This is a genomic window from Kluyvera huaxiensis (genome assembly GCF_040149365.1).
Classification (GTDB): Bacteria; Pseudomonadota; Gammaproteobacteria; order Enterobacterales; family Enterobacteriaceae; genus Kluyvera; species Kluyvera intermedia_A.
In genome coordinates this window covers 25,985-40,541 of the sequence record NZ_JBEFLV010000002.1, presented here as the reverse complement: position 1 = coordinate 40,541, position 14,557 = coordinate 25,985, and the positions used below count along the sequence as shown (strand labels likewise).

The 14,557-nt window shown below is 53.4% G+C and carries 11 protein-coding genes; 3 read left to right on the top strand and 8 right to left on the bottom strand.

The features are described 5' to 3' along the window. Positions 1 to 189: 189 nt before the first annotated feature. Positions 190 to 4,077, bottom strand: coding sequence for a phosphoribosylformylglycinamidine synthase (gene purL / locus ABOC97_RS02360; RefSeq protein ID WP_349593632.1), 3,888 nt, complete (start codon positions 4,075 to 4,077; stop codon positions 190 to 192). Between the two features lie 245 nt (positions 4,078 to 4,322). Between purL and mltF the strand changes: the two genes are divergently transcribed. After that, positions 4,323 to 5,852 (top strand): membrane-bound lytic murein transglycosylase MltF, encoded by a 1,530-nt coding sequence (mltF, locus tag ABOC97_RS02355; protein WP_349593629.1) that lies wholly within the window; start codon positions 4,323 to 4,325, stop codon positions 5,850 to 5,852. Position 5,853: 1 nt separating this feature from the next. Here mltF and tadA read toward each other — a convergent pair whose 3' ends face one another. Together tadA and yfhb are read right to left on the bottom strand one after the other, a co-directional pair. Then, positions 5,854 to 6,402: a tRNA adenosine(34) deaminase TadA gene (tadA, locus tag ABOC97_RS02350; RefSeq protein WP_349593626.1), complete on the bottom strand. Its 549-nt coding sequence runs from the start codon at positions 6,400 to 6,402 to the stop codon at positions 5,854 to 5,856. A 33-nt stretch (positions 6,403 to 6,435) separates the two neighbouring features. Further along, entirely contained in the window at positions 6,436 to 7,071 is a 636-nt protein-coding gene (yfhb, locus tag ABOC97_RS02345) for a phosphatidylglycerophosphatase C (protein ID WP_349593623.1), read from the bottom strand. Between the two features lie 225 nt (positions 7,072 to 7,296). Between yfhb and ABOC97_RS02340 the strand changes: the two genes are divergently transcribed. Continuing rightward, positions 7,297 to 8,145 (top strand): MurR/RpiR family transcriptional regulator, encoded by an 849-nt coding sequence (locus tag ABOC97_RS02340; protein WP_349593620.1) that lies wholly within the window; start codon positions 7,297 to 7,299, stop codon positions 8,143 to 8,145. A gap of 26 nt (positions 8,146 to 8,171) precedes the next feature. Here ABOC97_RS02340 and potE read toward each other — a convergent pair whose 3' ends face one another. Both potE and ABOC97_RS02330 read right to left on the bottom strand, forming a co-directional pair. Further along, positions 8,172 to 9,596, bottom strand: a complete 1,425-nt coding sequence (gene potE / locus ABOC97_RS02335; protein WP_349593617.1) for a putrescine-ornithine antiporter — start codon at positions 9,594 to 9,596, stop codon at positions 8,172 to 8,174. A 31-nt stretch (positions 9,597 to 9,627) separates the two neighbouring features. Further along, entirely contained in the window at positions 9,628 to 11,931 is a 2,304-nt protein-coding gene (locus tag ABOC97_RS02330; RefSeq protein ID WP_349593614.1) for an Orn/Lys/Arg family decarboxylase, read from the bottom strand. 387 nt (positions 11,932 to 12,318) lie between these two features. Here ABOC97_RS02330 and ABOC97_RS02325 point away from each other — a divergent pair, with 387 nt between their 5' ends. After that, positions 12,319 to 12,579: a YfhL family 4Fe-4S dicluster ferredoxin gene (locus ABOC97_RS02325; RefSeq protein ID WP_349593611.1), complete on the top strand. Its 261-nt coding sequence runs from the start codon at positions 12,319 to 12,321 to the stop codon at positions 12,577 to 12,579. Here ABOC97_RS02325 and acpS read toward each other — a convergent pair. The 3 genes from acpS to recO all read right to left on the bottom strand — a co-directional run bounded on the left by acpS (position 12,576) and on the right by recO (position 14,491). After that, entirely contained in the window at positions 12,576 to 12,956 is a 381-nt protein-coding gene (acpS, locus tag ABOC97_RS02320) for a holo-ACP synthase (protein WP_349593608.1), read from the bottom strand. The genes ABOC97_RS02325 and acpS overlap by 4 nt on opposite strands. After that, the gene (pdxJ, locus tag ABOC97_RS02315) at positions 12,956 to 13,687 is read right to left on the bottom strand and encodes a pyridoxine 5'-phosphate synthase (RefSeq protein WP_349593605.1); all 732 of its coding nucleotides are present in this window, start codon (positions 13,685 to 13,687) and stop codon (positions 12,956 to 12,958) included. Before pdxJ ends, acpS begins: the two co-directional genes overlap by 1 nt. Positions 13,688 to 13,783: 96 nt before the next feature. Beyond that, positions 13,784 to 14,491: a DNA repair protein RecO gene (recO, locus tag ABOC97_RS02310; RefSeq protein WP_349594319.1), complete on the bottom strand. Its 708-nt coding sequence runs from the start codon at positions 14,489 to 14,491 to the stop codon at positions 13,784 to 13,786. Between the last annotated feature and the right edge of the window lie 66 nt (positions 14,492 to 14,557).

The following is a 14,557-nucleotide window of genomic DNA, read 5'->3' as shown; positions in this document are numbered from 1 at the left end:
TCATAGGGCTACAAAATAAAACCATTTAAAATCAATAAATTAAATGTCTCCATTTAACGACAGTGCGATACCCTCAATGTCGGGGTTTCCCGACACAGCGGAGAGACCTGGAGGATAAGCCCGGCAATTTTCAGAAACCAATAAAAAAGCCCCTCACAAGGAGGGGCCTGATCTTATGGTACGACAACCTTAGCCGAGCTGTTTACGCGCGTTGCGGAAAATACGCATCCACGGGCTGTCCTCACCCCAGTTTTCCGGGTGCCAGGAGTTCGCCACTGAACGGAATACACGCTCAGGGTGCGGCATCATAATGGTGACGCGACCGCTTTCGTTAGTGACTGCGGTAATGCCGTTTGGCGAGCCATTTGGGTTGGCCGGGTAGGTCTCAGTGACCTTGCCGAAGTTATCGACGAAGCGCAGCGCCACCAGGCCTTTGCTTTCCAGCGCCGCCAGATGAGCGCCATCGCGGACTTCTACGTGGCCTTCACCGTGAGAAACGGCGATTGGCATACGCGAACCTTCCATCCCCTGCAGCAGCAGAGATGGGCTGCTGGCTACTTCAACCAGGCTAAAGCGCGCTTCAAAGCGGTCGGAGTGGTTACGCACGAAGCGCGGCCACAGGTCGCTGCCCGGGATCAACTCACGCAAGTTAGACATCATCTGGCAGCCGTTACAAACGCCCAGCGCCAGCGTCTGCGGACGGTGGAAGAAGGTAGCAAATTCGTCACGAACGCGATTGTTGAACAGAATGGATTTCGCCCAGCCTTCGCCCGCCCCTAACACGTCACCGTAAGAGAAGCCGCCACAGGCAACCAGCGCGTCGAAAGCGTCAAGACCGAGACGACCGGCCAGCAGATCGCTCATGTGGACGTCAATGGCGTCAAAGCCCGCACGATGGAAGGCCGCCGCCATCTCTACATGGGAGTTCACGCCCTGCTCACGCAGTACGGCCACTTTAGGACGCGCACCGGTAGCAATGTACGGTGCTGCTATATCGGCATCGATATCGAAAGTGAGCTTCACGTTGAGGCCCGGATCGTTATCGTTCGCTTTTGCGTTATGTTCCTGGTCGGCACATTCCGGGTTATCGCGCAGACGCTGCATCTGCCAGGTGGTTTCTGCCCACCACATGCGCAGCTGGGAACGGCTTTCACTGAACACCGGCTGGCCGTTGGCCGTCAGGGTGAAACGGTCGCCTGCAACTGCCTGACCAAGGTAATGTACGCAGTCAGCCAGACCATTAGCCGCCAGAATCGCTTCTACCGCTTCACGGTCGGAGGCACGAACCTGAATCACCGCGCCCAGTTCTTCAGTAAACAGCGCCGCCAGACGGTCGTCGCCTAAGGTCGCGATATCAGCTTCAACACCGCAGTGCCCGGCAAACGCCATCTCTGCCAGAGTCACCAGCAGGCCGCCATCGGAACGGTCGTGATACGCCAGCAATTTACGCGCGGCAACCAGCGCCTGAATGGCATCGTAGAAGCCTTTCAGCTGCGCAACGTCGCGGACGTCGGCAGGCTTGTCGCCCAGTTGACGATAAACCTGCGCCAGCGCAGTCGCCCCCAGCGTATTGTGGCCTTTGCCGAGATCGATAAGCAGCAGGGCGTTATCTTCCGTTACCAGCTGCGGGGTGATGGTATGACGCACATCTTCCACGCGAGCAAAGGCAGTAATCACCAGCGACAGCGGCGAAGTCATCTCGCGCTGTTCATTGCCTTCCTGCCAGCGGGTTTTCATCGACATGGAGTCTTTGCCCACCGGAATTGTCAGGCCCAGTTCAGGACACAGCTCTTCACCAATGGCTTTCACCGCTTCATAAAGACCGGCGTCTTCACCCGGATGGCCGGCAGCAGACATCCAGTTAGCGGAGAGTTTGATCTGTTTGATATCGCCAATCTGCGTGGCGGCAATGTTGGTCAGCGCTTCACCCACCGCCAGGCGAGCGGAGGCGGCGAAGTCCAGCAGCGCCACCGGCGCACGTTCGCCAAGCGCCATCGCTTCACCGTAGTAGCTATCGAGGCTAGCGGTGGTCACAGCGCAGTTCGCCACCGGGATCTGCCATGGGCCAACCATCTGATCGCGTGCAACCATACCGGTAACAGTACGGTCGCCGATGGTCACGAGGAAGGTTTTCTCGGCCACCGTTGGCAGGTGCAGCACGCGGTTTACCGCATCGGCCAGGGAGATATTTTCCCGCGCCAGCGCTTCACCTTTCGCCTTCAGCGTCTGGACGTCACGGGTCATTTTCGGCGTTTTGCCTAGCAGCACGTCGAGTGGCAGATCGATAGGTTGATTGTCGAAATGACGGTCATTCATGGTCAGATGCTGTTCTTCGGTGGCTTCGCCGATAACCGCATAAGGCGCGCGCTCGCGTTTACACAGCTCTTCAAACAGCGGCAACTGGTCAGCAGCGACCGCCAGCACGTAGCGCTCCTGGGATTCGTTACACCAGATTTCCAGCGGGCTCATGCCTGGTTCATCGCTAAGAATGTCACGCAGTTCGAATTTACCACCGCGTCCACCATCGCTTACCAGTTCCGGCATGGCGTTAGACAAGCCGCCCGCGCCGACATCATGGATAAACAGAATTGGGTTCGCATCCCCCAACTGCCAGCAACGGTCGATAACTTCCTGGCAACGGCGTTCCATTTCTGGGTTATCGCGCTGTACGGAAGCAAAATCAAGGTCGGCATCAGACTGGCCGGAGGCCATGGAAGAAGCCGCGCCGCCGCCCAGACCGATGTTCATTGCCGGGCCGCCGAGGACGATCAGTTTTGCACCGACAACGATCTCGCCTTTCTGCACGTGATCGGCGCGAATGTTGCCGATCCCACCGGCCAGCATCACCGGCTTATGGTAACCGCGCAGCTCTTCGCCGTTGTGGCTGTTAACCTTCTCTTCGTAGGTACGGAAGTAGCCGGTCAGCGCCGGACGACCAAATTCGTTGTTAAACGCAGCGCCGCCCAGCGGGCCATCGGTCATGATATCCAGTGCGGTAACGATACGATCCGGTTTACCGAAATCTTCTTCCCACGGCTGTTCAAAGCCTGGGATACGCAGGTTAGATACCGAGAAGCCCACCAGCCCCGCTTTTGGCTTCGCACCGCGTCCGGTTGCGCCTTCATCGCGGATTTCACCGCCGGAGCCGGTTGCAGCACCCGGCCACGGAGAGATCGCCGTCGGGTGGTTGTGAGTTTCGACCTTCATCAGAATATGCGCTGGCTCCTGATGGAAATCGTAGCGGCCAGTTGCATAGTCGGCAAAGTAGCGGCCAACCTCAGAACCTTCCATCACCGCGGCGTTATCTTTATAGGCTGACAGCACATGTTCCGGCGTGGTTTCGAAGGTATTTTTAATCATTTTAAACAGCGACTTCGGCTGTTTTTTACCATCGATAATCCAGTCGGCGTTGAAGATTTTGTGGCGACAGTGCTCGGAGTTCGCCTGGGCGAACATATACAGTTCGATGTCGTTCGGGTTGCGCCCCAGTTTGCTAAATGCGTCCTGCAGATAGTCGATTTCATCATCGGCCAGCGCCAGGCCAAGACGGATGTTGGCATCAATCAGCGCCTGACGCCCCTGCCCCAGCAAATCAACGCTGGCAACCGGTGCCGGTTGATGATGAGCAAACAGTTTTTCCGCGTCCTGCAGGGAGGCAAATACGCACTCCATCATACGGTCGTGCAGTTCTGCGGCGACGGCATTCACTTGTTCAGCGGTCAGACTCGCGGCATCAATATAGTACGCCACGCCGCGTTCCAGACGCAGAACCTGCGGCAGGCCACAGTTGTGAGCGATGTCGGTAGCTTTCGAAGACCAGGGGGAGATAGTGCCAGGGCGGGGAGTGACGAGCAGCAGTTTGCCGGTAGGCGTATGGCTGTTGAGATTTGGGCCATACTGCAACAGTCGCTCAAGTCGGGCCCGCTCTTCTTCGGTCAGCGGCGCTTCCAGGTCAGCAAAATGGACATACTCGGCGTAAATATTGCTTACCGGGAGGTTGGCTGCCTGAAAACGCGTCAGCAGCTTGTTAATGCGAAATGCAGACAGTGCAGGCGAACCACGCAGAATTTCCATCATAAGTCTCTCGTCTTCTCAGCTTTCAGTGTGCGCAATGGGGGAGAACGGGCGCTATTATAGAGAATCCTGCGCCCTGACGAAACCGTTTGCGTCGAAATAAAATCATTGCCGCGCTTTACCAATAGATGTGACTCACTTCTCGAATCAGTTGCCAACTGGCGTAATGTTAAGCAAAATGCCGCTCAATCTGTAGCAAACCTTAGTGTCGTCAGGGATAACTTTTAACATCTCAGCGAATTAACTATTTGAAAAAACTAAAGATTAATTACCTGCTCATCGGCGTTGTGACGCTGTTGCTGGCAGCGGCCCTGTGGCCATCTATTCCCTGGTTTGGCAAACCAGAAAACCGAATCGCCGCGATCAAAGAGCGGGGGGAGCTGCGCGTCAGTACCGTGCTCTCGCCGCTGACCTATAGCACCTTTAATGATAAAGATATCGGCCTCGACTACGAGCTGGCTCAGCAGTTTGCTGACTACCTTGGCGTGAAGCTGAAAATTACCGTACGCCAGAACATCAGCCAGCTTTTCGATGACCTCGATCACGGCAACGCCGATATGCTGGCCGCAGGGCTGGTCTATAACAGCGAGCGGAGCAAAAACTATCAGCCCGGCCCCACCTATTACTCCGTTTCGCAGCAGATGGTTTACCGTGTCGGAAACACGCGCCCGCGTAATCTGAGCAACGTCACCGCCGATAAGCTCACCGTAGCGCCGGGTCAGGTGGTGATTAGCGATCTGCAAAGCTTAAAAGAAACGAAGTACCCCGACCTCTCATGGACCGTTGATGAAAAACGCGGTTCGGTAGATCTGATGCAGGCGGTGATCGACGGTAAGCTGGACTACACCATTGCCGACTCGGTCGCCATCGGTCTGTTCCAGCGCGTACACCCGGAACTGGCGGTGGCGCTGGATATCACCGACGAGCAGCCGGTCACCTGGTTTAGCCTTCAGGACGATGACAATACGCTCTCTGCGGCGATGCTCGACTTCTTCAATAATATGAATGAAGACGGTACCCTCGCTCGCCTGGAGGAGAAGTATCTCGGGCATGGCGACGATTTTGACTATGTCGATACCCGCACGTTCCTGCGCGCAGTGGATAACGTGCTGCCCGATCTGCGGCCGTTATTTGAAAAGTACGCCAGCGAAATAGACTGGAAGCTGCTGGCCGCCATCTCTTATCAGGAGTCTCATTGGGACCCGCTAGCCACCTCACCCACCGGGGTACGCGGGTTGATGATGCTGACCCGAAATACCGCCCAGAGCCTGGGACTGAGCGACCGTACCGACACTGAGCAGAGCATTAGCGGCGGCATGCGCTATATCCAGGATATGATGACCAAAGTGCCGGAGAGCGTTCCGCAGGAAGAGCGGATCTGGTTTGCACTGGCGGCTTATAACATGGGCTACGCTCATATGCTTGACGCCCGGGCGCTTACCGCCAAGCAAAAAGGCAATCCGGACAGCTGGGCTGACGTTAAACAGCGCCTGCCGCTACTAAGCCAGAAGCCATGGTACAGCAAGCTAACCTACGGCTATGCGCGCGGGCACGAGGCCTACACCTACGTCGAAAATATCCGTAAGTATCAGATTAGCCTGGTCGGTTATTTGCAGGAAAAAGAGAAGAAGGCAACGGATGAGATGGCGATAGCGCAGGCTTATCCGGCGGTATCCGCAGATGAGCTAAATCGGAATCACTACAGCCTGTTCTCATTTATACCGTCACCGAATCAAAACGACGCGGTGTCGTTTTTAATGTCACGGCATAAAAAATAAGCTATTGGGCCGCGGGGGGATTCGCTTTCGTGGCCTGCTTCAGCGTTTTTTGCTGCTGACGACGGTAGCGGAAAAAATCGCTCAGCATGCCAGAACACTCGTCGGCCAGCACCCCTTCGGTAAATTCAATCCGGTGATTCATTCCAGGGTGATGCAGCACGTCGATTAATGACCCCGCCGCACCGGTTTTCGCATCGCGGGCGCCAAACACCAGATGCCCAATCCGGCTGTGGACCATCGCCCCGGCGCACATCACGCAGGGTTCCAGCGTCACATACAGCGTGGTATCAATCAGACGATAGTTTTGCAACACCAAACCGCCCTGACGCAGTGCCATGATTTCCGCATGCGCGGTTGGGTCATGGCGGCCAATCGGACGGTTCCAGCCCTCACCAATCACCTGGTTGTTATGTACCAATACCGCACCCACCGGCACCTCGCCCTCTTCCCAGGCGCGTTTGGCCAGCATGAGCGCATGGCGCATCCAGTATTCATGGTTTAGTTCAATGTCGGACAACGTGAAGACTCCAGATGATAAAACGCCGCGCATTATACACAAAATCCGCCAAAGCGCAGCGCCCGCTTATTCCAGCTGTTCAAGCTCACCGCGCGGCGTCACCCGCCAGCGATGCTCACAGAAAAAGAGTAGCGGGTTATCCTGCTTGCTGTCGCTGTATCCGCTATATAAACGTAGCGGTGCGCCAAGACGTTGCTCCAGTTGTACCACTTTCTCATGCCCCAGGCAGCGGACTGATAACACGCGGCCACCGAACCCACGCTGCATCTGGCTGCCAATCAGGTTCACCCGGGCCATCCACGGTACATCGACGTAGGCACGTTCGACCAGCGTCTGCGGCGAGCCGGTAATCAGCCAGACATCGGCATCCTCACGGCTCAGGTAGCTGTCTAAGCGCTGCTGCACCACGGGAAATGGCGTCACCGTAGCGCGAAACCAGTCGATAAAATTCTCTTCCAGCGTGTTTAACGTCGCTTCCCGGCGGGCAAACGTACAACCCCAAAGCAGCACACTCATCGGCCAGCGTGCCGCGCGTCCTTTTATCAGCATTGCAGCACCGATAATAGGCAACAGTGGCACAACCAGCAGCCCATTGAGCGGCAGACGGCGCAGTAGATAGCGAATGAATGCGCCAAACAGATCCTGCTGGTGCAGCGTGCCATCAAGGTCAAAGAACACCACGCGGCGGGAATGGCTAGTCAAATGAGACTCCTGTTATTCGGTATCAGTCCAGGCAATAGATTAACAGATCCCCCACCCGCTTTCGCCAAACGGGCCTTCAACAAAGATTCGGGTGAAAAGAGTTGAGTTTTGCCGGTACACGGAATATTTAATTCGCTGTATCTGGTTATAATAGAATACATAATTCTTTCAAACGAGCAGAGTGGTGCTTCGGTACACAGTGGTCATTGTGCCCGTGAGGTTCTTATGAATTGTTTAATCAGTATTCGCCAGCGTTATCTTCAACTGGCGCAAAGCGATAGAAAGCTGGCGGATTTTATTCTGGCACAGCCGGATCAGGCGCGTCACTTAAGTTCACAGCAGCTGGCAAGCCAGGCCGGCGTCAGCCAGTCAAGCGTGGTCAAGTTTGCCCAAAAGCTCGGGTTTAAAGGCTTCCCCGCGCTAAAACTCGCGCTCAGTGAGGCGATGGCCAGTAGCGTCAATCCGCACTCGGTGCCGGTGCATAACCAGATTTGTGGCGACGATCCGCTGCGTCTGGTGGGCGAGAAGTTAATAAAAGACAACGTGGCCGCCATGCACGCGTCGCTCGACGTGAATAGCGAAGACAAGCTGGTGGAAACCGTAACGCTGCTGCGCAGTGCGCGGCGCATTATTCTCACCGGCATTGGCGCATCTGGACTGGTGGCGCGTAATTTTAGCTGGAAGCTGATGAAAATCGGCGTTAATGCCGTTTGCGAGCAGGATATGCACGCCCTGTTGGCTTCCGTTCAGGCAATGACTAAGGACGATTTGCTGCTGGCTATCTCCTATTCCGGCGCCCGCCGGGAAATTAATCTTGCCGCTGATGAAACGCTGCGAGTCGGAGGGAAAGTGCTGGCGATTACCGGGTTTTCGCCGAATGCCCTCCAGCAGCGGGCGACACACTGCCTGTATACCATCGCCGAAGAGCAGGCCACGCGCAGCGCCGCCATCTCTTCAACCAGCGCCCAGATGATGTTAACCGACCTGTTGTTTATGGGGCTGGTGCAACAAGATCTGGAAAACGCACCGGAACGTATTCGCCACAGCGAAGCGCTGGTGAAAAAACTGGTTTGAACGGGCCGAGTTCGACCCGTTCAGGATTATTCCTCTTTCCAGGGAATAGCCGGCACGTCTTCTTCACCGGTAATAACGCGGTCCGGATGTGCCACCTGTTCGCCTTTCACAAACCTCGCGCTGACGGCACCAAATAAGGTGAACCCCAGAATGGTTGCCACGCCGCCATACATCAACGCCTTATCACCAGAGTTCATGAGCGCGAAGTAGCTGTAAGCCGCCCCTACGCCCGCGATGGCGTTATTAATAAGTGCCCGATGTTTCGGTACTTTATTGATTGCCTGGATGGTTACCAGTGCCGCCATCGACAAAATATAAGGGATAAGATTGGTCACCACCGATAAATCCACCACCGCCGAGAACTGGTCGGAAACACCAACGTTGCTGGATACCTGGTGGTGAGCCCAGCCATAGCGCGTGCCATCCGGACTTGCGGGAATAGAAAACCAACTCAGAACCGTCTGTATCACCAGCAAAATAAGCATCCCCGCGATGGGCGTGCCATGCTTATTGCACTTCGCAAATATCTTCACAAAGTAACCAACATCGGCGGAACTCTTAAAGACCTGCGCTGTAGTGAACTGCCAACCCAACAGGGAGCCGATGCAGGCGATAATCATCAAGCCCGTCACGATATTCCCCACAACCGGGGTAAACATGGTGGCGAATGCGAGGCCAAAAGGCGCGCTGGAGTGAGCAAGTTCCAGGTTAGGAATGATGCCGCCAATGACGTTGGTTGAGACAATGTAGATAATTGCCGAGCCGAGAGTGCCGAACAGTACCGCAATTGGAACGTTTTTCTGCGGGTTATCCACCGCATCGCTATTGGCACAGGCGGACTCCAGCCCTAAAAACGCCCACAGAGTAACCGCAACCGAAGAGCCTGCGGCGCCAAACAGTGAACTGTTATGCGGGTTCCAGCCGGCTGCATAGATTTCGGGTTTAAACCAGAACCAGCCAACGGTACACACCACTACCACGGGTGCAATCACGCCCCACACCGTAATTCCACCAATTTTACCGGTGATACTTGCCCCACCGAAATTGGCGAATGTCGTTATCCACAATAACACTATCGTCATCAGACCAATCTGTAACGGATTGGGATTAATATGAAACAGGCCGATAATATAGCCTACAGCCGTAATGGCGATAGCCACATTGCCTATCACAATTGCTACACCATAGGTGTAATTGGCAATATAGTTTCCGGCTTTCCCGAAAGCATATTCTGCATAACCGCCCATCCCCCCGGGTTTATTACTCATGGTCCCGCAGCAAGCAAAGGCCCAAGCCAACGCCATTGACCCGGTGGCAGTCACCAGCCACGATACAATGGAAATATTGCCTACCTGCGCGAGCTTAGCTGGTAGTAAAATAATTCCCGAGCCCAGCATATTTATCGCAGTCAGCATTGTTAACTGCGTAACGCTCATTTTTTTAATTGCCATAATATTTTCCCATTAAAAGGATTAACGTGCGTTACTTGCTGGTTTTCAGGCACTGGACGTAATAAATGCCATTTTCATTTTCTACGCCATGAATATCATGAGCAAAGCCAGGGAAACGCTGATCCCACTGCTGCAGAATTTTTAAATAACGTATGTAAGGGCTACCTTTCCCACCGGCGCTCTCCCCAGGCATCAGCATCGGTATTCCAGGCGGATAAGGCACAACGCCGGTAGCGAGAATACAGTTGTACAGGTTATCTACACTTACGGTTTCAATGTCGTTATGCACTAATTTGACGTAAGCATCCGCCGGGGTCATTACCGGTTCAGGAAGTGTGGTAAATGCCTCTGCCTGGACGTGAGTTAACCCAGTATCTTTAAAGAAGGTAAACATTTCATCCGCCAGGGTTTTCAGCCCCTTGCCTTTGTAAACTGCCGGGCAATCACTCTCCTGGGTATACAGCAACTGTTCGACAGGGACGTTGGCATCATAAGCATCTTTAAACTTCAGCAAGGCGTTTAGCAGCGTGCCATATTTACCTTTGGTAATTCCAAGTGAGAAGAGGAACAAGATTGTGAAATCGGTGGTTTTCTCTACCTGGATACCGCGCTGACTAAGAAACGCGGTCACCAGCACCGCGGGTATCCCCATTGCCTCTAGCGACCCATCGATCGCCATGCCGGGCATCACGACCGACACTTTTATCGGGTCGAGCATGCAGTAACCGTCTTCAATCCCCTGAAAACCGTGCCATTTATCATCTGCCCGCAGCTCCCAGCAACGCGGATCGTTTACCAGCAGACTAAGCGGCGCATCTTCAAAGGAAACGGTTTTTCCTGAGTCAGGATCGGTAACAAAATCCGCGTTCCAGGTGGAGAAAAACCAGTCCTGGTTATCCTGCAATTCACGGCGAATACGTCTAACGGCTTTACGAAAACGTACCGCTTCAGTAATCGACTCTGTCGTCAGGTACTTTCCGCTCTGCCCGCGCATCATTTCCGCAGAAACTTCGTTCGCCATGATGATTGGATAGAGCGGCGAGGTCGATGCATGCATCATGTAAGATTCGTTGAAGCGGGAGTGCGGCACAGGGTTACGCCCATCTCGAACGCCGATAAGTGAGGCCTGAGAAAGTGCAGCCAGCAGTTTGTGCGTGGAGGTAGTTGTGAAAATGGTCGGTAGGTTTTTCGGATAATCCTCCGCTTCGCCATACATGCCAAAACGTTCGGCATACAGCGGATTGAACCGTGCGTAACCGTACCAGGCTTCGTCAAAATGGATACGATCTACGCTAGCATCAAGCTGTTTGACTACCGTCGGCACATGATAGGTCAGGCCATCATAGGTCGAGTTAGTGATTATCGCGTGTAGTGGTTTCTGTTTTTTATCCGTCGCGAGTGGGTTGCAGGCGATGGCTTTTTTGACTTCATATGCGCTCAGCGTCCTGGCATAAACCGGACCGATAATGCCAAGGTAATTACGTGACGGCATTAAATAGGTTGGCACCACGCCGGTCATTGTTAGCGCCTGCTCCGTTGACTTGTGCGCATTACGGTCACATAAAGCATAATCGCCACGTGCTACCGAGGACATCATGATGACGCGGTTGGACATCGATGAACCATTCGTGACCGTATAGGCTCTATCCGCGCCGAAAACTTTGGCGCAGAATTTTTCACTCTCCCCGATCGGCCCGCTGTGATCCAGCAACGACCCCAGTTCACCCACCGAAATAGAAAGGTCCGAACGCAACAAATTTTCACCGAAATAATCATGGAAGGCTCGCCCAACGGCAGATTTCATAAATGCCGTTCCTCCCGCATGACCAGATGTATGCCACGAATATTCGTATTTTTGAGCAAACTCAAAAATAGCACGCGTTAATGGGGGCACTGTTTTTTGTCGATAAGATAAAATTGCGGAATGCGCTCTCCCGGCGAGAAAAAATGGCGTATCTTCCTGAATCCATATTAATTCATCTGTCTCCCGCATAATCTCATGCGTAAGATTTTCGCCTTGTCGATTATCAAGTAATAAAAATAATGGCACCATCTGACTTTTACTGCGTAAGGATTCAATCACCTTTTTGGCAGATTCATTATGCTGCTCATCTTCACTTATTACCCAATCAAGTATAACCAATTCAATTGTTGCGTCATTATGTATCACCGCTGCAGCACCATCCGCAGAATCTGCAAGTACAGTAGTGATACCTTTACTATTCATCTCGTTAATTAGTGTCGTTATCGAGTCGTTAACGACGCTGACATGACTAGTACTATTATGAACAATTAATGCTTTTAACGTAATAAGTCTTTCACCGTGAACTTCCATGATTACCTCCGTTTTAGAATCCTTCCCAGGGAAATATTTCTTCAGGTATCGATAAAGAATACAGCTGTAATAAAACATGAAAAACAATACAAAGCATTTAACGAAAATGAAGTTTTATTAGACGGATAAATAACTCTAATTACATTTATAAGCCAGGGGAATATAATTATCTTTATTAAGGTTATTATCGCGCTACAACTTAATAAGTACATTTAAATGTTAATATAAAGCGATTGGAAAGTGTAACGACGTAATAATGTCGTTAAATTTCATTAAATTGAAATTTAAATCGGTTGAAAAACATACGTAAAACCAATAAAAACGTGGCCCAGAAGGAGAATGAGCGTATAATGCCGCCCTGTTTATTATGTTTCTGAGAATTTCCTGATGGCGCTGTTAATCACCAAAAAATGTATCAACTGCGATATGTGCGAACCGGAATGTCCGAATGAGGCCATTTCGATGGGTGATAGTATCTATGAGATCAACAGCGATCGTTGCACCGAATGCATCGGCCATTACGACACGCCAACCTGTCAGAAAGTGTGCCCGATCCCGTATACCATTTTAAAGGATCCGGCACATCTGGAAAGCGAAGAACGGCTGTGGGACAAGTTTGTCCAGATGCACCACGCGGACAAAATTTAGCTTTCAACAATCACCGTGGCACAAGCATAGTGGCGTTCATCGGCGAGCGTCACGTGTATATTCGCAACCCCCATCCGCTCCGCCAACAGTTTTGCTTCACCCCATAACCGCAGCTTCGGTTTGCCCAGCTCATCGTTGTAAACTTCAAACTGATTGAACGCCAGCCCATTACGAATACCGGTGCCCATCGCTTTTGACGCCGCCTCTTTGACCGCAAAGCGTTTCGCCAGAAAACGCACCGGCTGCTGATGCGTCTCCCAGATAGCCCATTCATTATCGCTCAACACACGGCGAGCGAGGCGATCGCCGCTACGGGCGATCACTCCTTCAATACGGGCGATTTCGACGATGTCGGTACCTAACCCTAAAATAGCCATTAGCCGCGTGCTTCCAGCATCAGGCGTTTCATCTCGGCTACCGCCTCTTTCAGGCCGGTCATCACCGCGCGACCAATAATCGCGTGGCCAATGTTCAGCTCGTGCATTTCCGGCAGCGCGGCAACGGCTTTCACATTGTGATACGTCAGGCCATGCCCGGCATTGACCTTCAGGCCAAGGCTTGCCGCGTAGGTAGCTGCTTTGGCGATGCGTTCCAGCTCTTTAGCCTGTTCAGCGTCGGTCGTCGCGTCGGCATAGCAGCCGGTATGGATTTCGATATATGGCGCGCCGACATCAGCGGCGGCTTTAATCTGTGCGTTGTCAGCATCGATAAACAGTGAAACCAGGATACCGGCATCCGCCAGACGTTTGCAGGCGTCGCGCATTTTATCGAACTGACCGGCAACGTCCAGACCGCCTTCGGTGGTCACTTCCTGGCGTTTCTCTGGCACCAGGCAGCAGAAATGCGGTTTGGTTTCGCAGGCGATCGTCAGCATCTCTTCCGTCACCGCCATTTCCAGGTTCATACGGGTATCCAGCGTCTGACGCAGAATGCGCACGTCGCGATCGGTAATATGGCGACGGTCTTCGCGTAAATGCACGGTGATGCCATCGGCACCGGCCTGCTCGGCAATAAATGCCGCCTGTACCGGGTCCGGATAGGCGGTGCCGCGCGCGTTACGCAGGGTGGCAATGTGGTCAATATTGACGCCTAACAGTAATTCAGCCATGACAATCCTCGTGTTTATAATTTTAACGTTCTTTTTCCCTCACCCCGCCCTCTGCCCAAAATGGCGAGAGAGAAAGCGGGGCGAGCGCAATATCGGCTACCGCTTCGGGACAAACTGGCGGAACAATTCGCGGCTTTTTAACGGTTTCCCACCAAGATACGGCTTTAGCGCCATACGGGTAAAGCGTTTCGCGGCACGCAGTACATCGACATCAGGAAAATCCCGGTTCGCCAGCGCCTTTAGGTGCCGTCCGGTAAAGGTGTTGTTATCAATCACAATACTGGCGATAAAGCCCTTTTCTTCACGATAGCGGTAGGTCATGGTGTCATCGACCTCATCGCCACTCCCGGCACAGTGCAGGAAATCAACCCCGTAACCCAGATGGCCCAGCAGCGCCAGCTCGAAACGACGCAGCGCCGGTTCAGGTGAGCCTGTCGCGCCAGCCAGCGCCTGGATGCAGTGCAAATAGTCGAAGAAGAGTTCAGAGAACCGGGTTTCATGTTCAAGCACGCGGGAGACCAGTTCGTTGACGTACAGGCCGCTATAGAGCGTGATGCCGCTTAACGGTAGCGCCAGAGAGACAGCTTCTGCGCTACGCAGCGTTTTGACTTCGCCGCGTCCGCCAAAGCGAACTAACAGGGGGGTAAAGGGCTGAAGGGCACCTTTCAGGTTGGAACGTTTGGAACGTGCGCCTTTAGCTACAAGGCGCACGCGACCCGATTCTTCCGTGAAGACGTCCAGCATAAGGCTGGTTTCGCTCCAGGGACGACTATGCAGGACAAAAGCGCGCTGCCAGCCCTCCATCATACTCGTCGTCTTTCAGGCTGCAGGTGCGTTGGCTGCACCTGTTCACCCCAGTCACTTACTGAA